The sequence below is a fragment of the Streptomyces sp. NPDC044064 genome (genome assembly GCF_056434245.1).
On record NZ_JBWKFN010000001.1, the window covers coordinates 550,195 to 577,012 of the forward strand.

Below are 26,818 nucleotides of genomic sequence, written 5' to 3' on the forward strand. Positions count from 1 at the left end.
GATTCTTCGACCGCTGGCTCCCAGCTGCGGCGGTTACGCACACGAGCACACGCGGTACCTGGAGTGACGGGCACCGCCGGGACACCGTCGTCGCGGCGGCCACAATGGAGGCAGGAGCGCACCACCGTGTACTGGTTCACCGCACCCGAGTACTGGCTGAGCCGACTGGTCTTCCAGCGGGCCCTGGCCGGCCTGTACCTCGTCGCGTTCCTGGTGGCCGCCCTGCAGTTCCGGGCCCTGCTGGGCGAGCGCGGCATGCTGCCGATCCCCCGCTACACGGCGCGGATCCCGTTCAGACGCGCCCCGAGCCTGTTCCAGCTGCACTATTCGGACCGCTTCTTCGCGACGTGTGCCTGGGCGGGCTGCGCGGTGTCGGCGGCCCTGCTGGCCGGTGCGGACTCGCTGCTGCCGCTGTGGAGCGGCATCCTGCTGTGGCTGGTGCCGTGGGCGCTGTACCTGTCGATCGTCAACGTGGGCCAGACGTGGTACGCGTTCGGCTGGGAGTCGCTGCTGCTGGAGGTCGGTTTCCTGGCCGCCTTCCTGGGCAACGACGCGGTCGCGCCGCCGATCGTGGTCCTGTTCCTGCTGCGCTGGATCCTGTTCCGGGTCGAGTTCGGCGCCGGGCTGATCAAGCTCCGGGGCGACGCGTGCTGGCGCAAGCTGACGTGCCTGTACTACCACCACGAGACGCAGCCGATGCCGGGCCCGCTGAGCTGGTTCTTCCATCACCTGCCGAAACCGCTGCACCGGGTGGAGGTCGCCGCGAACCACTTCACCCAGCTGGTCGTGCCCGTGCTGCTGTTCACCCCGCAGCCGATCGCCTCGGCCGCGGCCGCGCTGATGATCGTCACCCAGCTGTGGCTGGTGCTGTCGGGCAACTTCTCCTGGCTGAACTGGATCACCATCGTGCTGGCGCTGTCGGCACTGCGGCTGCCCGCCACGGCACCGTCCGCGCCCGCGGCACCGCTCTGGTACGAGATCGTGGTGCTGGCGGTCGCGGCTGTGCTGGTCTGCCTGAGCTACCACCCGGTGACGAACATGATCTCCCGGCGCCAGGTCATGAACCGCTCCTTCGACCCGCTGCACCTGGTGAACACCTACGGCGCGTTCGGCAGCGTCAGCCGGATCCGCCACGAGGTGGTGGTCGAGGGCACGCTGGACGACATGCCGCGGGAGGACTCGGAGTGGCGGGAGTACGAGTTCAGGGGGAAGCCCGGCGATCCCCGGCACTGGCCACGCCAGTTCGCGCCCTACCATCTGCGTCTGGACTGGCTGATGTGGTTCGCCGCGCTGTCCCCCGCCTACGCCGGCGACTGGTTCGGCGGCCTGGTGGAGCGGCTGCTGGAGAACGACCGCGACACCCTGAAGCTCCTGCGCCGCTCACCCTTCCCGCCGGACACCCCGCCCCGCTTCGTCCGCGCCCGTCTCTTCCGCTACCGCTACACCACCTGGCAGGAGCTGCGGGAGACAGGAGCGTGCTGGGAGCGGGTGTACGTCCGGGACTGGCTGCCGCCCACGCGGCTGGCCCGGACGGCTCAGAGGTCGTAGACCCGGCCGGCGGTGCCCTCGTACAGGGCGGTCCGCTCGGCCGCGCCGAGACCTGACATCAGCTCCCCCGTGATGTCGTGGACTTGCGTGTAGGTGGCGGCCAGCGTGCACACCGGCCAGTCGGAACCGAACATGAGCCGGTCGGGGCCGAAGGCCTCCAGGGCGGTCTCCGCGTACGGGCGCAGGTCGTCGGTCGCCCAGGAAGCGGGGTCGGCCTCCGTGACCAGTCCGGAGAGTTTGGCGACGGTGTTGGGGAGGCCGGCCAGGGCGCGCAGGGCCGTGGCCCAGGGCTCGCGTTCCCCGGAGGCGATGGGCGGCTTTCCCAAGTGGTCCAGGACGAAGAGCAGTTGAGGAAGGTCCGCGGCCGCCTCGGCGCAGGCCGGGAGCTGATGGGGCAGGACCACGAGATCGTAGACCAGGCCCGCTTCGGCCACGGCGGCCAGGCCGCGCCGTACGTCGGCCCGCAGCAGCCACTGGGGGTCGGGCTCGCCCTGCACCTGGTGGCGGACGCCCTTCAGGCAGGAACCGCCGGGGAGTTCGCGCAGGCGGGCCAGTTCGTCGGCGAGGTCGGGGCGGGTGAGGTCGGACCAGCCGACCACGCCCGCGACGAGGTCGTGTCCGGCCGCCAGGGCCAGCAGCTCGGGGGTCTCCTCGGGAACGGTGACCGTCTGGACCAGCACGGTGCGGTCCACGCCGGCCGCCCGTGCCTCCGGTTCCAGGTCGGCGAGGGTGAAGTTCCTTCGCAGCGCCTGGAGTTCGGGGCCTCGGATCCAGTCCTGGTCACGGACCGAGAGGTCCCAGACGTGATGGTGGGCGTCGACGGTCACGGCAGCTCCCAAACAACGGGCAGCCCGGCTTCGGCGCCGCCCTGCGAGTAGTCGTGCACGACGTCGAGCAGCTCGGCCATCCGGGCCTGCCAGGCGACGTTGACCGGCAGCTCTTCGAGTGCGGCCAGGAGCCGGCCGTAGTCCTCGCACTCCAGGAAGTGGAAGAGATCGGTGTTGCTGCGCCAGATGGTCCAGGAGGTGGCTCCGGCGGCGCGGATGGCGTCGGTGAGTTCCTTCGGGACCTCGCGGTGGGCCGCCTCGTAGTCGGTGATGCGGTCGGTGCGGACCTTGGTGTGCAGGGCGACTCTCATGACGGCTCCTCGGGCGGCAGCAGACCGGTGTCACGCAGTTCCTGCCAGAAGGCGGACGGCACGGGCGCGGCGAACTGCTCGGCGCAGTCGTGCGCTTCGGCTGCGGAGCGGGCTCCGGCCAGGACGCTCGCCACGGCCGGGTGCGCGGCGCAGAAGGCCAGGGCGGCGGCACGCAAGGTGATGCCGTGCCGGCCGGCGACCGCCTTCAGGCGCAGGGCTCGGTCGAGCATCTCCTGCGGTGCCCGGGTGTAGTTGTACGTCGACTCGGGGGTCGGATCCGCCAGCAGGCCCGAGTTGAAGGCACCGCCGATGACGACCGACACCCCTCGCGACGCGGCCTCGGGCAGCAGCTCGGCCGCCGCGCTCCGGTCGAGCAGGGTGTACCGGCCCGCGCAGAGCACCACGTCCACGTCCGTGTCGCGGACGAACCGGGTGAGCATCTCCGCCTGGTTCATGCCCGCGCCGATCGCGCCCACGACACCCTCCGAGCGGAGTTTCTCCAGGGCGGGATAGCCCTCGCGGAAGGCCTGCTCGGCGTGGTCGTCGGGGTCGTGGAGGTAGACGACGTCGACCCGGTCGAGACCGAGCCGGTCCAGGCTCGCCTCCAGGGTGCGGCGGATGCCGTCGGCGCCGAAGTCCCAGACGCGGCGGTGGTCGGCGGGGACGGCGAAGCCGTTCGCCAGGTCGTCTCCGGTGGCGTCGGCGGGTTCCAGGCGGCGGCCGACCTTCGTGGAGACCGTGTAGGCGGCCCGGTCGTACGCCCGCAGGGCGGCGCCCAGGCGCCGTTCGGACCGGCCGAGGCCGTAGTGGGGCGCGGTGTCGAAGTAGCGGATGCCCCGCTCCCAGGCGGCGTGTACGGCCTCGTACGCCTGCTCGTCGTCCATCGGGGTGTACAGGTTGCCGATGCCGGCGGCGCCGAAGCCCAGCGGAGTGACCTCGACCCGGCTGCGCCCCAGGCGGTTCACCGGGCCGCCGGGCGCAGCCTGAGGCCCTGCATACCGCCGTCGACGGGGAGGGCGGTGCCGGTGGTGGCGCCGGAGAGGGGGCTGGCCAAGTAGGCGATGGCGCCCGCGACCTCGGCCGCCGAGACGAGCCGTCCGGTGGGCTGGCGGGCCTCCAGGGCGGCGCGCTCGGCGGCGGGGTCCGGGGCCGCGTCGAGCAGTCGGCCGACCCAGGGGGTGTCCGCGGTACCGGGGTTGACGCAGTTGACGCGGATGCCCTCGCGGACGTGGTCGGCGGCCATGGCCAGGGTCAGGGAGTACACCGCGCCCTTGGTGGCGCTGTAGAGGGCGCGCTGCGGCAGGCCCGCGGTGGCGGCGATGGAGCAGGTGTTGACGATCGCCGCGTGCCGGGAGCGGCGCAGGTGCGGGAGCGCGGCGCGGGCGGTGCGGACCATGCCGAGGACGTTGACGTCGAAGACGCGCCGCCACTCCTCGTCGTCGTTGTCCTCGACGGTGCCCTGGGCTCCGATGCCGGCGTTGTTGACCAGGACGTCGAGGCCGCCGAGGGCCTCGGCGGCCTGCTGGACGGCGGTACGCACCGAGGTGTCGTCGCTGACGTCCGCCCGGTGGGCGAGGAGGGGCTTGTCCACCGAGGACGTGTCCAGGTCGAGCACGGCGACCTGGGCGCCGCGTCCGGCGAGGAGGTGGGCCGTGGCCCGGCCGATCCCGGAGGCACCGCCGGTGACCAGGGCTCTGAGACCCGCGAAGTCGCTCATGCCGCCCGTCCCTTCTGCGTGTCGGGGTCGGCGGCCCAGAAGGTGCCGCCGGGGTAGGTGTACCGCGCGATGGACTCGGGGCGCATGGCCGCCGAGAAGCCGGGCGTGGTGGGGGCCGTGTAGTGGCCGTCGCGGATCACCACGGGGGCGAGGAAGTGATCGTGGAGGTGGTCGACGTACTCGATGACCCGGTCCTCGGTGGTGCCGGAGACCGCCAGGTAGTCGAACATCGAGAGGTGCTGGACGAGTTCGCACAGGCCGACCCCGCCGGCATGCGGGCAGACGGGGACGCCGAACTTGGCGGCGAGCAGCAGGATCGCGAGGTTCTCGTTGACCCCGCCGACGCGGGCCGCGTCGATCTGCACGATGTCGAGGGCGCCGGCCTGGAGCATCTGCTTGAACACGATGCGGTTGTGGACGTGTTCGCCGGTGGCGACCTTGACAGGTGTCACCGCGCGGCGGATGGCCGCGTGGCCGAGGACGTCGTCGGGGCTGGTGGGCTCCTCGATCCAGTACGGGGCGAACTCGGCGAGCGCCTTGGTCCAGGCGATCGCCTCGTCCACGTTCCAGCGCTGGTTGGCGTCGACGGCCAGGCGGACGTCCGGCCCGACGACGGCACGGGCCACGCGGCAGCGCCGTACGTCGTCCGCCAGATCGGCACCCACCTTGAGCTTGATCTGCCGGAAGCCGTCGGCGACGGCCTGGGCGGCGAGCCGGGTGAGCTTGTCGTCGTCGTAGCCGAGCCAGCCGGGAGAGGTCGTGTAGGCGGGAAAGCCGCGCTCCAGCAGCCGGGCCCGGCGGTCGGAGGCGCCCTGGCTGCCGCGTCTGAGCAGGCCGAGGGCCTCCTCGGCGGTGAGCGCGTCGGTGATGTAGCGGAAGTCGATCTGACTGACCAGCCACTCCGGTTCGGCGTCGGCGAGCAGCTGCCACAGGGGCTTGCCGGCCCGGCGGGCGGCGAGGTCCCAGACGGCGTTGACTACGGCCCCGATCGCCATGTGCATCACGCCCTTCTCGGGGCCGAGCCAGCGCAGCTGGCTGTCGGCGATCAGGTCCCGGAAGAGCGAGCCGGGGTCGGCACAGACCTCCTCGACCGGGCGGCCGAGCACGTGTCCCCGCAGCGCGTCGATCGCGGCGACCTGGACGTCGTTGCCCCGCCCGATGGTGAAGGTGAACCCGTGCCCCTCGTGCCCGTCGGCGGCGTCCGTGCGCAGGACGACGTAGGCCGCCGAGTAGTCGGGGTCCGGGTTCATCGCGTCGGAGCCGTCCAGCTCGCGCGAGGTGGGGAAACGGATGTCGTGGGTGTCGACCGCGGTGATGCGGGCGGGGGCCTCGGACACTGAAGTCCTTTCGGTCGGGGGGACGGTCGGGGCGGGATCAGTCCTGGGCCCGGCCCGTCGTCACGCGGGCGATCATGAGGGCGACGAGGATGATCCCGCCGTAGATGGCCTGGATCCAGAACGAGGGCACCTGCGCGAGGGTCAGCAGGTTCTGTACGACGCCCAGCAGGAGAACGCCGGTGAGGGCGCCGGCCATGGTGCCCTTGCCGCCGTCCAGGCTGATGCCGCCGATCACGGCCGCCGCGAACACGGTGAAGATCATGTTGTTGCCCTGGTTGGCGCTGATCGCGCCGACGTATCCGGTCTGCAGGAGGCCGCCGACGGAGGCGAGGGCGCCGGCGACGACGAACACCCCGAGCATCACGCGCTCGACCCGGATACCGGCCGCGCGGGCCGCGTCCGCGTTGCCGCCGATGGCGTACAGGGCGCGGCCGACGCGGTGGTAGCGCAGGAGGAGCCCGGTGACCGCGAAGGCGAGCGCCGCGAGCCACACGGACATCGGGACGCGCAGGAAGGTCGTGGTGGCGAGGGTGAAGAACGCGTCGGGCATCCCGAACAGCGTCCTGCCCTTGGTTGCGCCTACCAGCAGCCCGCGCAGGATGATCAGCATCGCCAGGGTGACGATGAAGGCGTTGAGCCGGAACTTCACCACGAGGATGCCGTTGAGGGCGCCGATAGCCGCGCCGGCGACGAGGACCGCGACCAGGGCGAGCGCGGTGGGCCACTCGGTGCCCCAGCCGGACTGGGCCGAGGGCAGGACGAGCAGGGCGCCCACGGCGGGGGCGATGCCGACCACCGATTCGAGCGACAGGTCGAACTTGCCGGTGATCAGGACGAGCGACTCGGCGAGCACCACCATGGCGAGGGCCGCGGAGGCGCCGAGGATCGAGATGATGTTGCGCTCGGTGAGGAAGGAGTCGTTGACGAACGCGCCCAGCACCGTCAGCAGCAACAGGGCAGGTACCAGGGCGAGTTCACGGGCGCGGCGGAGCAGGACGGCCTTGGCCGAGCGGGAGCCGTGGTCCTTGACGGGCGTGAGCGGCGGGGCCTTGGTGTCAGCCATGGTCCGCTCCTTCAGCCGTGGAGGATCCGTCAGCCATGGTCGATCCGTCAGCCATGGTCCACTCCTTCGATGGAGGCGATCAGCTCGTGGTCGTGCCAGCCCGCCGGGTGCTCGGCGACGATCCGGCCGTGGAAGAGGACGAGGACACGGTCGCAGCGGCGCAGGTCGTCGAGCTCGTCGGAGACGACGAGCACGGCGGTGCCGTCCTCGCGGGCACTGTCCATCCGGGCCAGCAGGGACTCCTTGGACTTCACGTCGACACCCGCGGTCGGGTTGATCAGGACGAGCAGCCGCGGGTCGGAGGCCAGGGCGCGGGCCATGACGACCTTCTGGGCGTTGCCGCCGGAGAGGTCGGAGACGGGCTGGTCGGGGCCCTCGGCGTGGATGTCGAGGCGTTCGATCAGGTCGGTGGCGACAGCGCGTCTGTGCCGGGTGCCGACGAAGCCGTGGCGGCCCAGGCGGCCGAGGACGCTCAGGGTGGCGTTGTCGCCGACGCTCATCCCGGTCACGAGTCCCTGTTCGTGCCGGTCCCGGGGTACGCAGCCGACACCGGCCCCGAGCGCGGCCCGGACGTCGCCGAACGGGAGTCGCCTGCCGTCGAGCCGGGCCGTGCCGCCGGTCGGGGTGTGCAGTCCGGCGAGGGACTCGGCCAGCTCGGTTTTCCCGCTGCCGCTGGAGCCGGCGAGTCCGACGACCTCGCCGTGCCGGACGGTGAGGTCGATGTCCTGGTACGACTCCGACGTCAGCCCGTGCGCTTCCAGGACGACCGCCGCGTCGTCGGCCACCGCGTCCCGCACGGTCGCCGCCCGTTCGGCGACGGCCTCCCCGGCCATGGCCTCCACCAGTGCCGCGCGCGGCAGTTCGGCGACGGGGGCGGTGGTGATCCAGCGGGCGTCGCGCAGGACGGTCACCGTCTGGCAGACCTCGTACACCTCCTGGAGATGGTGCGAGATGAAAAGGAAGGTGACCCCGGAGTCCTGCAGGGCGCGCATCCGGCTGAACAGCCGCTCGATCTCCCGGTTGTCGAGCTGGGCGGTCGGCTCGTCCAGGACGATGAACCGCGCGCCGAAGCTCAACGCCCGGGCGATCTCCACCATTTGACGGTCCTCGACCCTGAGGTCGGCGGTGCGGGCCTCGGGGTCGACGTGGACGTCCCAGGTGGCGAGCAGGTCGGCGGCCGCACACCTGAGCCGGCGCCAGCTGATGAAGCCCCGCCGGAGCGGCTGCCGGTTGACGCTGTGTCCATCCGGGGGACAGCCCCCGGACCCCCGGCCGCCCCTGGAGCTCAGCCCGGTCGGCTTGGCGGCGTGGATCTCCGCCATGAAGAGGTTTTCGGCGACTGTCAGTTGCGGCACGAGCGTGGGCTTCTGGTACACGCAGGCGACCTTGCGGCGCCAGGCGTCCCGGTCGGCGAGCGCGGGTGCGGGCTCGCCGTCGAAACGTACGGTGCCCTCGTCCGGGGCCTGGAGTCCGGTGAGGACGTTGACGAGCGTGGACTTGCCCGCGCCGTTGCGGCCGACGAGGGCGTGGGACTCACCGGGGTGGACGGTGAGCCGGCCGTCGGCGAGGGCGACCGTGGGACCGTACCGCTTGACGATGTCCGCGGCTTCGACGAGAGGCACGCTCATTTGACCGTGTTGCCCCAGAGCTTGGGGTCGTCGACGTTCTCCTTGGTGACCAGGGGCGCGGGCAGCTGGTCCTCGAGGATGCCGCTGGGCAGCTTCACGATGGTCGAGCCGTGGTCGGTGGGACCGGGCTCGAACGTCTTCCCCGCCATCGCCGCCTTGATGTAGTACATGCCGTACCGGGCGTAGGCGTCGGCGGGCTGGGAGACGGTGGCGTCGATCCGGCCCTGGCGGATGGCGTCGAACTCCTGCGGGATGCCGTCGTTGGAGACGATGACGATGTGGCCCGTCCGGCCGGCCGTCTTCAGCATGTTCTTCGCCTTCAGGGTCTGCAGGGTCGGCGCGAGGTACACGCCACCGGCCTGCAGGTAGATGCCCTTGATGTCGGGGTTGGCATTGAGGAGCGTGTCCAGCTTGGCGGCCGCGGTGTCGGACTCCCACTTGGCGGGGATCTCCAGCACCTTCAGCTTCGGGTACTTCTTCTTCACGCAGGCCCGGAAGGCCTCGGAGCGGTCGCGGCCGTTGACCGAGGCGAGGTCGCCCATGATCTGCACGACCTTGCCGCTGGTGACGTGCTGTCCGAGGTAGTCGCATGCCTTCTCGCCGTAGGCGACGTTGTCGGCGCGTACGACCATGGCGACCTTGCCCTTGTCGGGCGCGACGTCCACGGCGACGACCGGCACGCCCTTGCGTTCGGCCTGGTCGAGCCCGGCCTGGATGGCGGCACTGTCCAGGGGCGCGACCACCAGCCCCTTCACACCCTGGTTCAGCTCGTTGTTGATGTCGGTGATCTGCTGTGAAGGATCGCTGTTGGAGTTGACCGTCTTCAGCGCGTCGACGCCCTCGGACTTCGCCATCTTGGGCACGTAGTCGTTGTACGACTGCCAGAACGGCGAGGTCAGCAGGGGCAGGATCACCCCGACCCGGCCGGAGCCGCCTCCGCCTCCCGCGCCGGACGCGCCGGTGTCCTTGGTGCTGCCGCACGCGGTGAGCAGCAGCGAGGCGCAGGCGGCCAGGGCCGCCACGCCGGTGATACGTGACCTGTTCTGCTTCCGCGCTGTTCTGACGGGCATCTCGCGGCTCCTCGTCGAGGGTGGTCGAGCAGATGCCTGGATACTTATCAGACCACTTGGGCGCCAGAACACCCTCCGGCGCCATATTTTCCGCTCTCCGGTGCGTAGTGGTCGGACCACTGTCCTGGCTAGACTGCGACGCACCCAGCGACGGGAGGAGCGGCGTGGACGAGGAAGCCCCACCGAAGGGCACGGTGACCGAGCGCGCCATCGAGCAGCTCAAGGCGATGATCGCCGAGGGCCGCCTGGAGCCGGGCGAGCGACTGCCCACCGAACGCGACCTGGCGACCCGGCTGGGCATCTCCCGCAGCTCGATGCGCGAGGCGATCCGCGCGCTGACGGTCATGGGCGTCCTGGAGGCCCGGCACGGCTCCGGCATCTACGTCACCGCACTGGAGGCCGGCGACCTGCTGGAGACCTTCGGCGTGGTCGCGGACCTGTCCCGGGGCCCACGGCTGGTGGAACTCCTGGAGGTGCGCCGCATCCTCGAATCCACGGCGACCGCACTCGCCGCGGCCCGCATCACCGACGACCGGCTCGCCGAGGTGGAGAGACACCTGGCGGCGATGAACGCCACCGACGACCCCGAGGAGATCCTCGCCCACGACCTGGCCTTCCACCGCGAGATCGCGGCCGCCGCGGGCAACGACACGATGGCCGCCATCCTGGAGGGCCTGTCCTCCCGCACCTTCCGCGCCCGCGTCTGGCGCGGCTACCAGGAGGAGGGCGCCTTCACCCGGACCCGTCGCGAACACGCCGCCATCCACCGCGCCCTGGCCGCCCGCGACCCGGAGGCGGCGCGAGCGGCCGCGGCCGCGCATGTGGGTGAGGTGGAGGAGTGGTTGCGGACGCAGATCAGTAGGTGACCGGGTCCCGGACGAGCCGCCGGACGTGATCCGCCCGTGATCGGTTCGGGCCCGCCCAGAGGGGCCCGAACCGGCGGCCCGAACGGCAGCCGGGACTCAGGCCCTGTGCAGCCGCAGCGTCATCAGCTCGAACGGCCGCAACCGTACGGCGATTCGCTCACCGTCCCGCGCCGGCGGCTCGCCCTGCCCGCCCGGTCGTTCCAGCAGGTCCGTCACGGTGAGGTCGGTGAACGGGAAGGCGGCGGTCAGGGTTGCCCGGGCTCGGGCTCCGTGGGCCTCGTGGAAGCGGATCACCACGTCCCCGGTGCCGTCGTCGGCCAGCTTCACGGCAGTGACGACGACCGCCTCGTTGTCCACGGTGACCAGCGGGGCGACCTCACCTGCACCGGTCGTGCGCCGCTCGGGCAGGTTGATCCGCCAGCCCTCGCGGACCGCGTCGGCGATGCGGGCACCGGGGATCAGGGCGTGCCGGAAGCGGTGGACGCCCTGGTCGGTCTCGGGGTCGGGGAAGCGCGGGGCGCGCAGGAGGGAGACCCGCACCGTGGTGGTCGTACCGCGGTCGCCGTCGGTGCGGACCGTCCGGGTCACGTCGTGGCCGTACGTCGAGTCGTTGACGACGGCGACGCCCCAGTCCGGTTCGGTGAGGTGGACGAAGCGGTGGTTGCAGGCCTCGAACTTGGCAGCTTCCCATGAGGTGTTGGTGTGGGTGGGGCGGTGGAAGTGCCCGAACTGGGTTTCCGACGCGTACCGTTCGGCGTGCAGGTCGAACGGGAAGGCCAGCTTGAGGAATTTCTCCGTCTCGTGCCAGTCGACCTCGGTGTCCAGCACCAGGCGCCGCTCCCCCGGCGGCAGCGTGAGCGCCTGGGTGACGCGGGAGGTCCCGAAGGAGCGGACGATCCGCACGGATTCGCCGTCCTCGCCGGCCGTGACGGAGTCGGCGTCCGTGAGGTTCGTGACCGTGTTCCGGTAGAACTCGTCCACGTCCCAGGCGTCCCACATGTTCGGGAAGTCGGGGTGGAGCTGGAGGAGGTTCGCGGTGGCGCCGGGGGCGACGGTCTCGCGGCCGGCCTCGATGTCGTACACGGAGACGACAAGGCCCTGGGCGTCGATCTCGATCCGCAGCAGGCCGTTGTCCAGGACGTGGCCGCCCTCCGGGCGCGGTGCGAGCGTGGTCGCGCCGTCCGTCCGCGGCGTCGCCGCGCCCCCGGCCGGGACCCCGGCGCCGGGGTGCGGAGCCGCGTTGAACAGCAGGGGCGTCTCCCCCTCACCCGCGAGTGCCCGCTGGGCCGCCTCGATGATGCCGTTCAGCTCCGTGGCGACCCGCTCGTACGTCGCCCGGGCCTCACGGTGCACCCAGGCGATGGACGAACCGGGCAGGATGTCGTGGAACTGGTGCAGCAGGACCGTCTTCCAGATCCGGTCCAACTCCTCGTAGGGGTAGGGGAATCCGGTGCGTACGGCTGCCGTGGCGGCCCAGAGTTCGGCCTCGCGCAGGAGGTGCTCGCTGCGCCGGTTGCCCTGCTTCGTCCTGGCCTGGCTGGTGAGGGTGGCGCGGTGCAGTTCGAGGTACAGCTCGCCGACCCAGACCGGGGGTTCGGGATATTCGGCCTCGGCCTTCTCGAAGAACGCCCTGGGTGTCTCCCAGACGACGGTCGCGGAGCCTTCGAGGTCGCGCAGCCGCGCCGCCTTGGCGATCATCTCGCGGGTCGTGCCACCGCCCCCGTCGCCCCAGCCGCTGGGCGCGAGCGAGTGCCGGGCCCTGCCCTTGTCCTTGAAGTTCCGTGCCGCGTGGGCGATCTCGCTGCCCCTCATCGAGCAGTTGTAGGTGTCGACGGGCGGGAAGTGGGTGAAGATCCGGGTGCCGTCGATGCCCTCCCACTGGAAGGTGTGGTGCGGGAACTTGTTCGTCTGCGACCAGGAGATCTTCTGGGTGAGCAGCCACTTGGAGCCGGCCGCCCTGATGATCTGCGGGAGCCCGGCGGCGAAGCCGAAGGTGTCGGGCAGCCAGGCCTCCTCGTTCTCGATGCCGAACTCGTCGAGGAAGAACCGTTTGCCGTGCACGAACTGACGGGCCATCGCCTCCGAGCCGGGCATGTTGGTGTCCGACTCCACCCACATCCCGCCGGCCGGTACGAACCGCCCCTCCGCCACGGCCTTCTTCACCCGTGCCCACACCTCGGGCCGGTGCTCCTTCACCCACGCCCACTGCTGTGCCTGCGACATGGCGAAGACGAACTCCGGCTCGTCCTCGATGAGCGCGGTCATGTTGGACGTCGTACGGGCCACCTTGCGCACGGTCTCGCGCAGCGGCCACAGCCAGGCCGAGTCGATGTGCGCGTGTCCGACCGCGCTGATCCGGTGCGCGGACGGCACGGCGGGGGCGGCCAGCACCTCGGCGAGCCGGGCCCGGGCCGCGGCCGCCGTGCCGCCCACGTCCTGCAGGTCGACGGCGTCGAGGGCCCGGTCCACGGCGCGCAGGACGTCCCAGCGGCGCGCGGAGTCCACCGGCAGCTCGGCCATCAGCTCGCCCAGCACCTCGAGGTCCAGCACCAGCTCCCAGACGGTCTCGTCGAGGACGGCGAGGTCCATGCGGGTGAGCGTGTACTGCGGTTCGTGCCCGGCGGTGTCCTTGTCGCCGAGCAGGGTGGGCCGGAAGGGGTGGTAGTCGAGGATGACCGGGTTGGAGGCGGCCTCGATGTGCAGGCGCACCTCCTCCCCGCCCTCGACGGGCGCGCCGATGCGCACCCACTGGTTGCGCGGGTTGAGGCCCTTCACCGGGGTGCCGTCGGGCCGGTGGACCAGGCCCTCGCACTGGAAGCCGGGCATGTTCTCGTCGAAGCCGAGGTCGAGCAGGGCCTCGACGGTCCGGCCGGCCCAGGCCTCGGGCACGGTCCCGGTGACCCGGAACCAGCTGGTCCCCCAGGGAGCACCCCACCGGGCGCCCACCTCGATGGGCTCGGGCTCGGCCGCCAGTCCCTCCGCGACCGGCACGGGCTCTCCCGGCGCGTGCCAGACCGCGACCTGCAGCGGCACGGACTCGGGGTACACGGCGGGACGGATGCGTTCGTCGAGGACGCGCCGGAGGCGGGCTTCGACCAGGTTGCGGTCGTCATGCATGCGGGGTGCTCCCTGCTGGGTTCCGGGTGCTTACCAGGTGTGGGTGACGGTCACGGGGGTCGAGGCGTTGTACAGCTCCCCCACCGAGCGCAGTTCGAATCGTGCGGCCGTCTCTCCCGGTGCGGGTTGCAGGCCCGCGACGAAGTAGGCGCGCTGGCAGGTGCCGCCGAGGAAGCGGCGGGTGCCGTCGGGCAGGACGCGGTGGAGTTCGTAGTGGCGTGTGGCTGACGCCATTGCTTCGTCGACGGGGGCGGGTGCGGCGCTCCAGGCGAAGCGGAGGTCGCCTCCGGAGGCCGCGGTGATCCGCAGGTCGGCGGGGGCGGCCGGGACCGGGGCGGTGTCGTGTACGGCCAGGCCGCCCAGTCGCCAGCGCACGGCGCCGCCGTCGGGTGCCGTGAGGCGGACGCCGAGGGCGTGGATCGTGCCGGCCGGCCCGGTGAGCCGTACGGTCGACGTCTGCCAGGTGTTGACCGAGTTCACAGCCGCCCCTCCCTCGGTGTTGACCGAGTTCACAGGCAGATAGGTGTACGGCGGTGTCGCACCGGCGCCACTCGGTTCGGCGGTGGCGACGGCCAGCTCGACGTTCACAGTGCCGGCGTCGGTCCGGTGCGTCAGCTCGACAACCGTGCCTGCACCGACCTCCAGCCGGGTCGCGTAGAGGTCCACCACCACTGGTTGATCCGGTTCACCTGCGACCAGCACGCTGCTCCCGCCCCGCCACGCGTCCGCGAAGTCGAAGGACACCGCCGGCCGCCGCCCCTCGGTCCGCACGGCCCACCGCCGCGACGGCAGCCGGTCCTGCAGCCCGAGGTGGTTCCAGGGCGCGTCGGAGGTGACGGTCCCCTCCTCGTACCACCGCAGCCCGTGCCCGGTGTTGAACACGCTCGCGAACGGCACCGACGACACCGTCGACCGGTCCGCCACCGACACCGCGGGTGCCCGCCACGGATCCGTCCCGTCCGGCCGCGTCGGATCGAGCGACCGCCCGGTCCAGAACCGGTCGTCGGCCGCGTGGAAGTCCCCCGGGGCGCGCTGCCCGGTGGGCAGGTGGTTGCGGGTCCACTCGGGCCGGTAGAAGCCGATCGAGGTGATGTGCGTCTTCCCGGTGGGCACGACGGCGTCCCAGTTCACCGTCGAGTCGGACCCGTTCGACTCGACGTCGACGCCCGCCCACAACTCGTAGCGGCTACGGCCAAGTCGGTCCGCCCTGGTCCCCGAGGAGGCCAGGGTCGCCGCGCTCCAGCGGAAGTCGACGAACATGTCGTCGGCGGCCTGGAAGAAGGCCTGGTTCTGGCTGTTCAGCGCGCCCTGCCAGCTGACCGTCCCGTTCACGGTCATCGCGTCGTACCAGGTGACCCGCTGTCCCTCGGCTGCCGCGAGCGCCTTCAGCTCCTTCACGAACCCGAGCATGGCGGTGCCGAGCGCGGTGTTCCCGCCGCCGGTCTCGGCGTTCACGAACCAGCCGTCGAAGCCATGGGCGGCGGCCACCGCGACGAGCTGCGCGGCGAGCGGGTGGTGTCCGGACGCGTCCTTCTGGACGAGGTCGCGGGTCCACTGGAGCTGACCGCCGTAGGCGGTGGGCGGCAGGAAGATGTTGCCGAGGACGGGCACGCCGTGCCGGTGGGCCGCGTCCACGATCGGCGCGTTCGGCGCCAGGATCAGCCCCTCGCCCGCCGAGCCGCCCCAGAACACCAGCTCGTCGAGGTAGGCCCAGTGGGTGAGGGCGTAGTAGTCGGCTGTGGCCGATCCCTGCGAGGGGTTGGCGGAGGTCGGCCCGAAGGAGACCAGGGACTGGATACGGGCCTGCCCCGAGCGGGCGGTGATGTTCGCCGGGGTCGGGGTGAACCGGGCGGCGAGCGGCACGGACGCGGCGTTGAAGGCGAGATCGGGATCGTCGGCGGCGCGCCAGGCCTTCAGACTGCGCCAGGTGATACCGGCGCCGGGGCTGCCGGAGGGCAGGGAGTCCGGGTACCAGTACGAGGCGTACGGCGGGCCGGCCGCCGCCCTGGGACGCGGGACCGCGAGGGCGGGCGTGGGCAGCAGGGCCGCGGCGGCCCCTGCGACGAGGATGGTGCGTCTGGTGGGGTTCACGAGCAAGTTCCTCCTTGTGGAGTAGGGAGTACCTGTTCGGGAGCGACGACTTCGGTGATGCCGCGGGCGGCGAGGTGCTCCTTGTCGTCCGCGCGGGTGTCGAGGACGGTGGTGGGGCGGGCGCCGTCGGCGACGAGCCGGAAGAAGGCGTCGAAGACGGGCCCGCCCGGGGCGCAGCGGGAGCGGTGGGCCGGGTCGGCGGGCACGACGAGGGCGGTGGCGCGCACGGCGGGGGGCTCGCGGCGGGCACGTGCCGCGTCGGCCAGCACGCGCGCGGTGTCCTTGGGCCGCCGGTCGTTGGTGAACAGCCCGAGCCCGTACTCGAGCTCGGGAAAGTCGGCCAGTTCGCGGGAGACGTCGTAGGAGCACCACCAGGTGACGCCCCACAGGTCGGGACAGTCCAGGACGTTCGCCACGGTCGCCTCGGTGAAGGCGGCCGCGTGTTCGGCGGGTACGAGGGGCGCCGGTGCGCCGACCTCCTGGAGCCACACGGGCCGGTGCGGCTCCCGGGCCCAGGCCTTGCTCAGCTCGACCAGGTAGGCCGCGTGGTGCTCGGCCGGTACGGAGGTACGGCCGTGGCGCTGGGCGGTGCCGTTGAACACCCAGGAGTGCACGGCGGTGACGGCGCCGAGGCGGGCCGAGTGGCCGGGGGTGAAGGGCTGGTCGTCCTGGTACCAGGCGGCGTCGTACGAGGCGTGCAGGTGCGGCCGGTCCGGGGCGCCCTCGGCGCAGGCGGCGAGCAGCCGGGTGAGCCAGTGCTCGGCGTCCTCGGCCGTGATCCGGTCGGGGTCGGGGTGGGGTCCGGCGGCGAACTGGTTGACCTCGTTGCCGATGGTCATGCCGAGGAAGTGGGGCCGGTCGGCGAGCGCGGCGGCGAGGGTGCGCAGGTAGGCGGCCTGGCCGTCGACGACGTCCGGGTCGGTGAAGAGGTTGCGCCGGTGCCAGGTGCGGGTCCAGGCGGGCAGGAAGTCGAAGCTGCTCAAGTGCCCTTGCAGTCCGTCCACGTTGACGTCGAGGCCGCGTTCGCCCGCCGCGTCGGCCAGTCGTACCAGGTCCTCCACGGCGCGCGGGCGGATCAGGGTGCGGTTCGGCTGGAAGTAGGGCCACAGCGGGAAGACGCGGATGTGGTCCAGGCCGAGGGCGGCGATCGCGTCGAGGTCGGCGCGTACGGAGTCGAGGTCGAAGTCGAGCCAGTGGTGGAACCACCCTTCGCTGGGCGTGTAGTTGACGCCGAAGCGCACGGCAGGAGGCATGCGGTGTGTCCTTGCGGGGGTACGGGACTCGGCAGGGATACGGGACTCGGCCGGGTACGGCGCTCAGCCCTTGACGGCCCCCTCGCCGACCCCGCGGAAGAAGTACCGCTGGAGACAGGCGAACAGGGCGATGAGCGGGGCCACGGCGATGACGGTGCCGGCGGCGACCAGGCGTTCGTCGTTGGCGAAGGTGCCGTGCAGATAGTTGAGGCCGATGGTCAGGGTGAACTTGTCGGGGTCGCTGAGCACGATCAGCGGCCACAGGAAGTCGTCCCAGGCGCCCATGAAGGCGAAGATCGCCACGACGGCGAGCGTGCCCTTCACCGACGGCAGCGCGATGCGCCAGAACCGCTGCCAGACGTCGGCGCCGTCGACGTAGGCGGCCTCCTCGATCTCGTACGGCAGGTTCCGGAAGGCGTTGCGCATCAGCAGCACGTTCATCGCGCCGATGGAGCCGGGCAGCACGACCCCGATGAGCGTGTCGTTCAGGCCGAGTTCCCGCATGGTCGTGAACTGGGCGATGATGATGCCCTCCACGGGCACGAGCATCGCCAGCACGAAGACCAGGGTGGCCACGCCCCGGCCGCGGTAGCGCAGCCGCGCCAGGGCGTACCCGGCGAGCGCCGAGCCCACGCAGTTGGTCACCACGCTCGCGCTCGCGACCTTCAGCGAGTTCAGGGCGTAGTCCCACACGGGGATGGTGCGGGAGACCCGCTCGTAGTTGTGCAGGGTGGGACGGCCCGGCAGGAACTTCGGCGGCGAGCTGAAGATGTCCTCGGTGGGGCCCTTGAGGGACGTGGACAGCTGCCACAGGAACGGGCCGACGGTGAGCGCCAGTACGGCGAGCAGCAGGGCGTAGCGCAGGACCAGTTCCCACTTCCGGATGCGGCGGCCGTGCTGGTCGGTGACACGCGGCTCGCGGACGACGGCGGGCTCCTGGCTGGGCCGCACCTTCTCCAGGACGCTCATGTCTCCTCCCTCCGGTCGGCGCGCAGGACGAGCAGCATCAGGGCGACGGTGACGACGAACACGACGACGGAGAGCGCGGAGGCGTAGCCGACGCGGCCGGTCAGGCCGGTGCCGGTGCGCTGGACGAGCATGACGAGGGTGGTGTCCTCGCCGGCCGGGCCGCCGCTCGGGCCTGCCATCAGGTACACCTCGGAGAACACCTTGAACGCGGCGACCGAGGAGAGCGCGGCGACCAGCACCATGGTGGAGCGCACGGCGGGCACGGTGACCGTGAGGAAGCGGCGGACCGGTCCGGCGCCGTCCACTGCGGCGGCCTCGTGCAGCTCGCGCGGTACGTTCGCCAGCGCGGCCAGATAGATGATCATGTAGTAACCGAGGCCCTTCCACACCGTCACGGCCATGGCGCTCAGCAGGAGCAGCCACTGGTCGCTGAGGAAGCCGACCCTCCCGATGCCCACCGTCTCCAGCAGGGAGTTGACCAGGCCGCGCTCGTCCAGCAGCCACACCCAGATCAGACCGACGACCACGATGGAGGCGACGACCGGGGTGTAGAAGGCGGACCGGAAGAAGGTGATGCCGGGGATGTTCTTCTGCACCAGCAGCGCGAGCAGCAGCGGCAGGATCACCAGGGCCGGTACGACCCCGACGACGTACAGCGTGCTGGTGCGCAGGCCCGTCCAGAACATGTCGTCGTGGAGCAGCTCGCGGAAGTTGGCGAGTCCGACGAAGCGGCCCGGGATCAGGGTGCGGCGGTCGGTGAAGGAGTTCACCACGGTGGACACGAACGGGTACAGCACGAAGGCGCCCGTGATGAGCAGTCCCGGGGCGGCGAACAGCCAGGGGCTGGTGGGAAGCTGCCGCCGCACCCGGGACGGCGCGGTGGGAGTGGCCATACCGGATCAGCCCTGCTGCTTCAGGAGCTGGTCGCAGGCCTTGACAGCGTTGTCAAGAGCCGTCTTGGGGCTCTCCTTGCCCTGCAGGGCCTTGGCGACCTCGTTGCGCAGCGCGGTCTTCATCTGCTCGCTGAACAGCACCGGTGTGTAATTGACCGCACTCTTCAGGGACTTGGCCGCTGCGATGCGGACGCGCGTCTCGTCGGTGCCGTCCTCCTCGGTGAAGTACGGGTCGTCGAGGGAGCCCGCGGTGCTCGGGAAGATGGCGACCTTCTTGGCGAAGGACATCTGGTTCCGCGCGTCGGTGACGAAGTGCGCGAAGGCGACCGCGGCGGGGGTGCGCTTGGTGCGGGAGTTGACCATCACGCCCATCACGTACATGTTGACGTGCCCGGTGCTGGTGATCTGGTCGGTGATCCCGATGTTCCTGTACAGGTTCGGCGCCTGCTTCTTGAAGTTGCCGAGGTCGAGCGCGCTGCCGGGGTTCATGGCGACGGCCCCGGTGAGGAACTTCTTGCCGGAGGACTCCGGAGTTGCGGTCAGGGCCTGCGGATCGAGGGCCTTGGCGTCGTACAGCTCCTTGTACTTGGTGAGGAGTTCGACTCCCTTGGTGTCATTGAAGGCGAAGCCGGTGCCCTCCTTGTTCATCAGCTGCACACCGTACCGGCCGAAGTCCTCGACGGTGGGCACGTTGGCGAGGGTGGCGACCTTGCCGTCACTCTTCTTCGCCATCTGCAGCGCGTCCGCGAAGAGTTCGTCATAGGTCTTCGGCGGGGCGCTGGGGTCGAGTCCGGCCTTCTTGAACAGGGACTTGTTGTAGAAGAGCGGGCCGGTGTTCAGGTACCACGGAAAGGCGTACGTGCCGTTCAGACCGGGGACCCGGTGGCTGGCCCAGGCTCCGTCCAGGTATTCGGACCTGTACTTGCCCGCGGCCTTGTCGAGGTCGAGGGCGAGGCCCGCCTCGGCGAGCGGGGCGACCAGGTCCGGGGAGACGTTGACCACGTCGGGCAGGGTGCCGCCGGCCGCGTCGGCGCTGATCTTGTCGGCGTAGCCCTCGGCGGGCTGGTCGATCCACTTCACGTGGGTGCCGGGGTACTTCTTCTCGAAGTCCGCGATGAGGCCGTCGAAGTACGGCTTGAAGTTGGCGCGCAGGTTCCAGGTCTGGAAGGTGATGTCGCCCTCGACCTTGCCCGAGGCGTCGGTCGAGCCGCCGCCGTCCCCGCCCGAGCCGCAGGCACTGAGCGGCAGGACTAGGGCGACGGCAGCGGCGGCGAAGGTTCTGCGGGAGATGCGCACGGCGGCTGGGCTCCTTTGCAGTGGGATGCGGCGGGAAGCAGGGGATGCAGGGGGATGAGGCGGAAGGTGCCGGGCCAGACTGTGCCCAGCGATTCCGTGAGGAGTCAATGGATTCGACCCAGCTAAAGTCATTAGTGGCTCAAAACCCCTGCTCACAGAGGTGCGTTGACCCTATTGCCGCCGATCGCTAATGCGCTTTAGGGTAAGTGCGCTCAAGCGCATTAGCAGTTGGCCGCGACCGGCCGCACGGAATGGAGGGCCCAGCGTTGCCGGAGAAGCGATCCCCCGCGCGCCGACCAACCATGAAGGACATCGCGCGCCGCGCCGGAGTCTCCGAGAGCGCGGTCTCCTTCGCCCTCAACGACCGCCCCGGTGTCTCCGAGACAACCCGTGCCCGGGTCCGCCGGGTCGCCGAGCAGCTCGGCTGGCGTCCGAGCACGGCGGCCCGCGCCCTCTCCGGCGAGGGGGCGGCCACGGTCGGCTTCGTCCTGGCCCGCCCGGCGGACACCCTGGGCGTGGACTCCTTCTTCCTCCAGCTCGTCTCCGGCATCCAGGAAGTGCTCGCCGAGCGCCATCTGGGCCTGCTCTTCCAGGTGGCCCAGGACGTGGCCGACGAGTGCGCGGTCTACCGGCGCTGGTGGGCGGAGCACCGGGTGGACGGCGTCCTGGTGGTCGACCCGCGCGCCGAGGACCCGCGCCCCGACCTGCTGGACGAACTGGGCCTGCCCGCCGTGGTGATCGGCGGCGCACCCGACGTGCGCCACCCCGGGCTGTCCACGGTGTGGGCGGACGACGCCGGCGCGATGGCGTCGGTGGTCGACGAGCTGGCGGCGCTCGGCCACCGGCGGATCGTCCACATCGCGGGCCTGCCCACCCTGGCGCACACCCAGCGCCGTATCGCCACGCTGCGCGCGGAGGCGGGGCGCCGCGGCCTCACCGAGGTCCGCTCGGTGACCACCGACTACTCCGACACGGAGGGCGCCGCCGTGACCCGCCGGGTGCTCGGCGGCTCCCCTCCCCCGACCGCGCTGATCTACGACAACGACGTGATGGCCGTGGCCGGTCTCGCGGCGGCCGCCGACCTCGGTTTCCGTGTCCCGCAGGACGTGTCGGTCGTGTCCTGGGAGGACTCGGCGCTGTGCCGCATGGTCACGCCCCGGCTGTCCGCCCTGTCCCGGGACAGCGCCGAGTTCGGTCGCACGGCGGCACGCGAGCTGATGGCGCTGCTGGACGGGGAGGCGGCACGGGCGGTGGGAGTGCCGGTGCCGCGGCTCACGGGGCGCGGCAGCACCGGGACCGCGCGGCCGGCATGAGAAAACAGTGCTTCACTGTTCAACAGCCCGGTTTCCTACGGTATCTAACCATTCGACACTTGCGGAACTCCGCGTTCGGAAAGATGCTGGAGATATCCAGGCCGGGCGTTTCGCCAGGAACCGCAGCACCGTGGTGGCGATCGGAATCCTGCCGCCGACCTCCTACTCCGCCCGGCCGCCGGCCGACGGCTCGGTGCGTGTTCGCCCTCGCGGTGACAGACACGCACTTGAAGGGGAGCCGTCATGAACGCACCGTCCGCGAGCGGGACGACCACGCCCCGCTACTGCGCCCAACCACCCCAGACCCAGCCCGTGTTGCGCCCGGACCTCAGCCCGGGCCGGTCGAGGGCGATCCTGCTGGTCCGCGCCAAGTGGGTCAACGGCACGGTCCTGCACTACGCCTTCCTCGACCAGGGCGGTGACATCGGAGGCCCGGAGCAGCTGGAGGAGGTCCGGCGCGCCTTCCAGACCTGGAAGAGCCTCGGGATCGGGCTGGACTTCAAGGAGGTCGCCGATCCCGGCGAGTCCGAGATCCGTATCGCGTTCCGGGAGCGCGACGGCTCCGCGTCGTACGTCGGCCGGGACAATCTGCTCATCGGCACGAACGAAGCCACCATGACCTTCGGCTGGGACCTGACCACCCCGTACGGCAGGGCCACCGCGGAGCACGAGACCGGGCACGCGATCGGCTTCGCCCACGAGCACCAGAACCCGTTCGCGGGCATCGTGTGGAACGAGGCGAAGGTCTACGAGGACCTCGGTGGACCGCCCAACAACTGGCCCCACGAGGTCACGTTCGAGAACATCCTGCGCAAGCTGTCGAAGGACGAGGTCACGGGCTCCGACTGGGACGTCCACTCCATCATGGAGTACAGCTTCGGGCCCGGACTGATCGTGAGCCCGGAGACCTACCGCAACGGCATCCCCGAGACACTGAGCCTGTCCGCGGTGGACAAGGAGCGCGTCCTGCAGTGGTACCCGCCGCTCGTCGCCCAGCCGGCCCGGCTCGAGGCGTTCCAGTCGACCCCACTGCAGCTCACCACCGGGGATCAGGCCGACTTCGAGATCGTGCCGCCGGAGACCCGGAACTACGAGATCGGCACGTTCGGCAACAGCGATGTCGTCCTGGCCCTGTTCGAGCGCGTCGACGGCGAACTCAACTACGTCGCCGCCGACGACGACAGCGGGCAGGACCGCAACGGACGCCTCGCGGTGAAACTCGTCAAGGACCACAACTATGTGGCCCGGGCCCGCCTGTACTCCACCTGGGGCAGCGGCTCGATCGCGCTCATGTACTGGTGAGCTGCGGCTCCCTCAGAGAGCGGTCGGCAGCGGTGGCGTGCCGGTGACCGACATGACGAGGGAGTAGAGGGCCGTGTCGGCGGCGATGAACAGGCGGTTCCGCCTGGCGCCGCCGAAGCGGATGTTGGCGACGACGTCGGGGACCAGCAGGCGGCCGAGAAGCGTGCCGTCCGGGTCGTAGCAGTGCACACCGCCGTCCATGGCGGCGGCCCAGAGCCGGCCCCCGTCGTCGAAGCGGATGTTGTCGAAGTTGCCGATCCGGCACTCCGCGAAGACCTCGCCCCCGGTGAGGGTGCCGTCGTCCTGGACGTCGAAGACGCGGATGTGGTTGGCCCTGCTGTCCGAGACGTACAGCCGGCGCTCGTCCGGCGAGAAGACGAGGCCGTTGGGGCCGCGGAAGCCGTCGGCGACCAGCCGCACCTCGCCGGTGCCCGGGTCCACGCGGTAGACGTTGCAGGCACCGATCTCGCTCTCGGCGCGATGGCCCTCGTAGTCGCTGGTGATGCCGAAGTCGGGGTCGGAGAACCAGACCGAGCCGTCGGAGCGCACGGCGGCGTCGTTCGGGCTGTTGAGCCTCCTGCCCCGGAAGCGGTCGGCGATCACGGTGACCGAGCCGTCGTGTTCGGTGCGGGTGACGCGGCGGTTGCCCTGCTCGCAGGTGATCAGGCGGCCCTCGGTGTCCAGGGTGTTGCCGTTGGGGTGGCCGGCGGGCGAGCGGAAGACGCCGACCCTTCCGGTCGTCTCGTCCCAGCGCAGCAGGCAGTCGTTGGGGATGTCGCTCCAGACCAGGTACCGCCCGGCCGGGACGTAGACGGGACCCTCGGCCCAGCGGCAGCCCTCGTAGAGGGTCTCCAGCTTCGAGTCGCCCGCCTGGCACCTGCCCGTGCGGAACCGGTCATCGAGGGTCTCGTACAACTGCGGGCGCTCGCCGGGCATGCCGTCAACCTCACCATCGGTCCGAATGTTGATCTGCCGTATCAGCACTATGCAGAATGAGATTCGGCAGATCAAGTTCTTCACCGAAGGGCATACCGTGGATGACGTCGATCGGCAGTTGCTCGTCCTCCTCCAGGAGGACGCCACCAGGCCGTACGCGGCACTGGGCGAGACCGTCGGACTGTCCGCGGGAGCCACCCACGAACGCGTGCGCAAGCTCCGCGAGCGAGGGGTCATCCGCCGGACGGCGGCCGAGGTCGATCCCGCGGCGATCGGACGGAACGTGCTCGCCTTCGTCATGGTGGACTCGACCCGCTGGGTGGGCGACTCCGGCGACCGGTTCGCCGCCATTCCGGAGATGGAGGAGGCTCATGTGATCGCCGGAAGCGCCTCGGTCCTGGTCAAGGTCAGGACCTCCACCACGCAGCAGCTCCAGGACGTGCTGCGCCGCATCTACGCCATCGAGGGGGTCAGCGGCACGCAGGCCACCGTGGTGCTGGAGACCTTCTTCGAGCGCCCTGTCACCCCGTGACACGAGACGATGCCGGGGAGGCCGCGCACGACCTCCCCGGCCGGACGCGGTTCTCGTGCCGGGGCGGCGGGCACGTCAACGGGCTTATGAACGATACGACTTGACCCATCGATCGGACGACCACTCCGATGGCGGACTTCACCCCCTCGACGAGCGGCCCCCGACCGTGCACAGTTCTCCGTACGCACCCTGATCGATCTACGCACGCTCATCGATCGGTGCGCGCTGATTGATACCGACGAGTAGCCGAGGAGTGCCCGTGAGCAGCTGGGCCGGCCGGACCGCCGCCGAGATCGCCGCCGCCGTACGCGCGAAGGAGGTCACGCCACGGGACGTGGTGGCGGAGCACCTCGCGCGAATCGAGCGGCTCGACGGCCGGATCGGGGCCTTCCGGAAGGTCCGGGCCGAGGCCGCGCTCGCGGAGGCGGACGCGGTGGCGTCCCGTGCCGATCTGGCCGAACTGCCGCTCGCCGGTGTGCCGGTGGCGGTGAAGGACAACCTGGCGGTGCGTGGCGAGTCCCACCGCGACGGCTCGGCCGCGACCCCGGACACCCCGGCCGCCGAGGACCACGTGACGGTGGCCCGGCTGCGGGCGGCAGGTGCGGTGGTCGTGGGCCTGACGAACGTGCCCGAGCTGTGCATCTTCGGCACCACGGAGGGCGTGTTCGGTATCGCCCGCAATCCGTGGGACACCTCCCGCAGCGCGGGCGGCTCGTCCGGGGGCAGCGCGGCCGCGGTGGCGGCGGGCCTGGTGCCGATCGCGCTCGGCAACGACGGGATGGGCTCGCTGCGCATCCCGGCGGCCAACTGCGGGCTGGTCACACTGAAGCCGGGGCACGGGGTGGTGCCGGCCGGGATCGGCAACGGCGACTGGTTCGGGATGTCGGAGAACGGTCCGCTGGCCACGACGGTCGAGGATGTGCGGCTGATGCTGTCGGTCCTCGCGGACGCCGAGTTCGTCCGGCGTGAGGAGCGGACGCCGCTCAGGATCGCCGTCGCCCTGCGCAGCCCGGTCGCCGGCGTGAGCGTGAGCAAACCGTATACGAACGCGGTCCGGCAGGCGGCCGGGGTGCTGGCCAAGGCCGGGCACCGGGTCCGGCGGGCCGAGCCGCCCTACCCGCTCTCCCTCAGCATCACCTCGCTCCAGCACTGGACGGCGGGTACGGCGGTGGACGCGGCGGGCCTCGACCCGGCTCGGCTGGCCCGGCGCACCCAGGTGCACGCGGCCGTGGGCCGCCGTTTCCTCGCCTCGGTCCGCACCGGCGACCAGCGCGAACGTCTCCGTGCCCGGCTGACCCCCTTCTTCGCCGAACACGACGTGCTGCTCACCTTGGCCCTGGCCCGCCGCTCCCCCAAGGCCGCCCCCTGGCACAAGCGCGGCTGGCTGCGCAACATCGCGGCCAACTCCGCCTACTCCCCCTTCACGCCGCCCTGGAACCTGACGGGCTGGCCCGCGATGTCGATCCCCCTCGGCACGCTCCCCTCCGGCGCCCCCTGCGCCGTCCAGCTGGTGGGCCGCCCGGGCACGGAGGAGACCCTCCTGGATCTGGCGGAACAGCTGGAGAGCCTGCACCCGTGGCAGCGGACGGCACCCCTGGCAGGTCAGGCGTAGCGAACCTCACGCCCGTCGCGCCGGTCCCGCAGGGTGACACCGCCCGGCCCGGGCGGCTCGTCGCAGTAGGGGCCGTGCAGGTCGAGGCCGCCTACATCGGTGGTGATCACCGCACCGGGAGCGAAGTACGCGGGGTCGAGCGTGAAGGAGACCCTCGTACCCGCCCCTGCGGGCGGCTCGAAACTCCTGGGGTCCTCCGCCGGGCGGATCCCCGCGAGTTCCTGACGGATGCCGTGGCCGTCCCGCCACACCTCGACGACGGTCCGCGTGCTGAGCGCCGCTGCGGCGGCGCTGAACCAGCGCTCCGGACCGAGCAGCGCTCCGTAGTACCCGAGGCGCGGCCGGTCCGCGCCCCCGTTCAGGGCGTCGGGCACGTCGTCCGTGACGGCGAAGGCCAGGTCTCCATGGATCTCGGCCGTGATCCGCAGGGTGTGGTCCGGGGCGAGGCGGGCCGCCGGATGGAGCCCTGCCGCCAGCACGCCGCACAGGACCCGGGTGGCCAGGCCGGGGTGATCACGGGAGACGCCGAAGGACATCGCGGGGTTCTGCCGTACGTGCTCGTCGACCTCGACGATCTTGATGTCGGCGGCGCTGTACCTGTCCGGCGCCACGATCACTCCCCCGGCCGGTCGAGCGCCATGTACATGATGTGCAGCCCCACCCTGCCCCGGCGGGGATGGTCGAACGCCTTCGGGACCGTGGCGAGGACGGTGAAGCCGAGGGACTGCCACAGGCCGACCGCGGGGTTCGTCTCCACCACGGCGTTGAAGACCATCGCGTGGTAGCCGTGGGCCTTCGCCTCGGTCAGGATGTGCTCGGCGAGGGCTCGGCCGATGCCCTGGCCGGTGCGGTCGGGGTCGACCATGAAGCCCGCGTTGGCGACGCCCGCTGCGGGGCCGCCGTAGTTCGGGGTGAGGTAGGCCGAGCCGACCACGGTGCCGGTGGGGTCCTCGGCCACGTAGACGCGCTTGGCCGGGCCCATCCACAGGGCGCGCGCCTCCTGCTCGGAGGTGCCGGGGTCCCAGGCGTAGGTCTCGGCGGCGGCGACGATCCGGTGCCAGAAAGGCCAGATGTGCGGCCAGTCCCCGGCCGCGGCTTCTCTGATCAGCATGGGCGTGAGTCTGCCACGCCCATGCG

General features: G+C 71.2%; 23 protein-coding genes. 6 read left to right on the forward strand and 17 right to left on the reverse strand.

Annotated features, from left to right (window positions below; genetic code table 11):
• Positions 1 to 126 precede the first annotated feature (126 nt).
• The gene (locus tag AC07DS_RS02485) at positions 127 to 1,548 is read left to right on the forward strand and encodes a lipase maturation factor family protein (RefSeq protein WP_479141925.1); all 1,422 of its coding nucleotides are present in this window, start codon (positions 127 to 129) and stop codon (positions 1,546 to 1,548) included.
• Here the strand turns inward: AC07DS_RS02485 and AC07DS_RS02490 are convergent.
• Genes AC07DS_RS02490 through AC07DS_RS02525 form a run of 8 tightly spaced genes read right to left on the reverse strand, consistent with a single transcriptional unit; the run spans position 1,536 to position 9,501 of the window.
• Complete coding sequence (locus AC07DS_RS02490; protein WP_479141927.1) at positions 1,536 to 2,375, reverse strand: amidohydrolase family protein; 840 nt, start codon at positions 2,373 to 2,375, stop codon at positions 1,536 to 1,538. The two genes, AC07DS_RS02485 and AC07DS_RS02490, sit on opposite strands and share 13 nt — an antisense overlap.
• Entirely contained in the window at positions 2,372 to 2,686 is a 315-nt protein-coding gene (locus AC07DS_RS02495) for an L-rhamnose mutarotase (protein WP_479141929.1), read from the reverse strand. Before AC07DS_RS02495 ends, AC07DS_RS02490 begins: the two co-directional genes overlap by 4 nt.
• Positions 2,683 to 3,651 carry an aldo/keto reductase gene (locus tag AC07DS_RS02500; RefSeq protein ID WP_479141931.1) on the reverse strand — a complete coding sequence of 323 codons (969 nt, stop codon included), beginning with the start codon at positions 3,649 to 3,651 and terminating at the stop codon, positions 2,683 to 2,685. Before AC07DS_RS02500 ends, AC07DS_RS02495 begins: the two co-directional genes overlap by 4 nt.
• On the reverse strand, positions 3,648 to 4,403 hold the full coding sequence (locus AC07DS_RS02505; protein ID WP_479141934.1) for an SDR family NAD(P)-dependent oxidoreductase: 756 nt from the start codon (positions 4,401 to 4,403) through the stop codon (positions 3,648 to 3,650). Before AC07DS_RS02505 ends, AC07DS_RS02500 begins: the two co-directional genes overlap by 4 nt.
• A complete protein-coding gene (locus AC07DS_RS02510; RefSeq protein WP_479141936.1) occupies positions 4,400 to 5,740 on the reverse strand; it encodes an L-fuconate dehydratase in 1,341 nt (446 codons plus the stop codon). The genes AC07DS_RS02505 and AC07DS_RS02510 overlap by 4 nt, the downstream gene beginning before the upstream one ends.
• Positions 5,741 to 5,777: 37 nt before the next feature.
• Positions 5,778 to 6,803 carry an ABC transporter permease gene (locus AC07DS_RS02515; RefSeq protein WP_479141938.1) on the reverse strand — a complete coding sequence of 342 codons (1,026 nt, stop codon included), beginning with the start codon at positions 6,801 to 6,803 and terminating at the stop codon, positions 5,778 to 5,780.
• 47 nt (positions 6,804 to 6,850) lie between these two features.
• A complete protein-coding gene (locus AC07DS_RS02520) occupies positions 6,851 to 8,431 on the reverse strand; it encodes a sugar ABC transporter ATP-binding protein (protein ID WP_479141940.1) in 1,581 nt (526 codons plus the stop codon).
• Positions 8,428 to 9,501 (reverse strand): sugar ABC transporter substrate-binding protein, encoded by a 1,074-nt coding sequence (locus AC07DS_RS02525; protein ID WP_479141942.1) that lies wholly within the window; start codon positions 9,499 to 9,501, stop codon positions 8,428 to 8,430. The genes AC07DS_RS02520 and AC07DS_RS02525 overlap by 4 nt, the downstream gene beginning before the upstream one ends.
• Positions 9,502 to 9,665: 164 nt before the next feature.
• Here AC07DS_RS02525 and AC07DS_RS02530 point away from each other — a divergent pair, with 164 nt between their 5' ends.
• Entirely contained in the window at positions 9,666 to 10,367 is a 702-nt protein-coding gene (locus tag AC07DS_RS02530; protein WP_479141944.1) for a FadR/GntR family transcriptional regulator, read from the forward strand.
• Positions 10,368 to 10,463: 96 nt separating this feature from the next.
• On the opposite strand, the gene AC07DS_RS02535 is transcribed toward AC07DS_RS02530, so the two are convergent.
• The 6 genes from AC07DS_RS02535 to AC07DS_RS02560 form a co-directional block, all read right to left on the reverse strand.
• Positions 10,464 to 13,484: an alpha-mannosidase gene (locus AC07DS_RS02535; RefSeq protein WP_479141946.1), complete on the reverse strand. Its 3,021-nt coding sequence runs from the start codon at positions 13,482 to 13,484 to the stop codon at positions 10,464 to 10,466.
• A 30-nt stretch (positions 13,485 to 13,514) separates the two neighbouring features.
• Positions 13,515 to 15,575 (reverse strand): endo-beta-N-acetylglucosaminidase, encoded by a 2,061-nt coding sequence (locus tag AC07DS_RS02540; protein ID WP_479141948.1) that lies wholly within the window; start codon positions 15,573 to 15,575, stop codon positions 13,515 to 13,517.
• The gene (locus tag AC07DS_RS02545) at positions 15,572 to 16,828 is read right to left on the reverse strand and encodes a glycoside hydrolase 5 family protein (RefSeq protein ID WP_479141950.1); all 1,257 of its coding nucleotides are present in this window, start codon (positions 16,826 to 16,828) and stop codon (positions 15,572 to 15,574) included. Before AC07DS_RS02545 ends, AC07DS_RS02540 begins: the two co-directional genes overlap by 4 nt.
• Before the next feature lie 63 nt (positions 16,829 to 16,891).
• Positions 16,892 to 17,797: a carbohydrate ABC transporter permease gene (locus tag AC07DS_RS02550; RefSeq protein ID WP_479141952.1), complete on the reverse strand. Its 906-nt coding sequence runs from the start codon at positions 17,795 to 17,797 to the stop codon at positions 16,892 to 16,894.
• A complete protein-coding gene (locus AC07DS_RS02555; RefSeq protein WP_479141954.1) occupies positions 17,794 to 18,690 on the reverse strand; it encodes a carbohydrate ABC transporter permease in 897 nt (298 codons plus the stop codon). The genes AC07DS_RS02550 and AC07DS_RS02555 overlap by 4 nt, the downstream gene beginning before the upstream one ends.
• Positions 18,691 to 18,696: 6 nt before the next feature.
• Positions 18,697 to 19,986 (reverse strand): ABC transporter substrate-binding protein, encoded by a 1,290-nt coding sequence (locus AC07DS_RS02560; protein ID WP_479141955.1) that lies wholly within the window; start codon positions 19,984 to 19,986, stop codon positions 18,697 to 18,699.
• 266 nt (positions 19,987 to 20,252) lie between these two features.
• Between AC07DS_RS02560 and AC07DS_RS02565 the strand changes: the two genes are divergently transcribed.
• Complete coding sequence (locus AC07DS_RS02565) at positions 20,253 to 21,299, forward strand: LacI family DNA-binding transcriptional regulator (RefSeq protein WP_479141957.1); 1,047 nt, start codon at positions 20,253 to 20,255, stop codon at positions 21,297 to 21,299.
• Positions 21,300 to 21,542: 243 nt separating this feature from the next.
• A complete protein-coding gene (locus tag AC07DS_RS02570; protein ID WP_479141959.1) occupies positions 21,543 to 22,601 on the forward strand; it encodes a M12 family metallopeptidase in 1,059 nt (352 codons plus the stop codon).
• A gap of 12 nt (positions 22,602 to 22,613) precedes the next feature.
• Here the strand turns inward: AC07DS_RS02570 and AC07DS_RS02575 are convergent, their stop codons facing one another.
• The gene (locus tag AC07DS_RS02575) at positions 22,614 to 23,537 is read right to left on the reverse strand and encodes an SMP-30/gluconolactonase/LRE family protein (RefSeq protein ID WP_479141960.1); all 924 of its coding nucleotides are present in this window, start codon (positions 23,535 to 23,537) and stop codon (positions 22,614 to 22,616) included.
• 97 nt (positions 23,538 to 23,634) lie between these two features.
• On the opposite strand from AC07DS_RS02575, the gene AC07DS_RS02580 reads away from it, so the two are divergent.
• Positions 23,635 to 24,069, forward strand: a complete 435-nt coding sequence (locus AC07DS_RS02580; RefSeq protein WP_479141962.1) for an Lrp/AsnC family transcriptional regulator — start codon at positions 23,635 to 23,637, stop codon at positions 24,067 to 24,069.
• A 259-nt stretch (positions 24,070 to 24,328) separates the two neighbouring features.
• Positions 24,329 to 25,681, forward strand: coding sequence for an amidase (locus AC07DS_RS02585; protein WP_479141964.1), 1,353 nt, complete (start codon positions 24,329 to 24,331; stop codon positions 25,679 to 25,681).
• Here AC07DS_RS02585 and AC07DS_RS02590 read toward each other — a convergent pair.
• Together AC07DS_RS02590 and AC07DS_RS02595 are read right to left on the reverse strand one after the other, a co-directional pair.
• Positions 25,672 to 26,292: a hypothetical protein gene (locus AC07DS_RS02590; RefSeq protein WP_479141965.1), complete on the reverse strand. Its 621-nt coding sequence runs from the start codon at positions 26,290 to 26,292 to the stop codon at positions 25,672 to 25,674. The genes AC07DS_RS02585 and AC07DS_RS02590 overlap by 10 nt on opposite strands.
• 2 nt (positions 26,293 to 26,294) lie before the next feature.
• Complete coding sequence (locus AC07DS_RS02595; RefSeq protein ID WP_479141967.1) at positions 26,295 to 26,792, reverse strand: N-acetyltransferase family protein; 498 nt, start codon at positions 26,790 to 26,792, stop codon at positions 26,295 to 26,297.
• Positions 26,793 to 26,818: the final 26 nt, after the last annotated feature.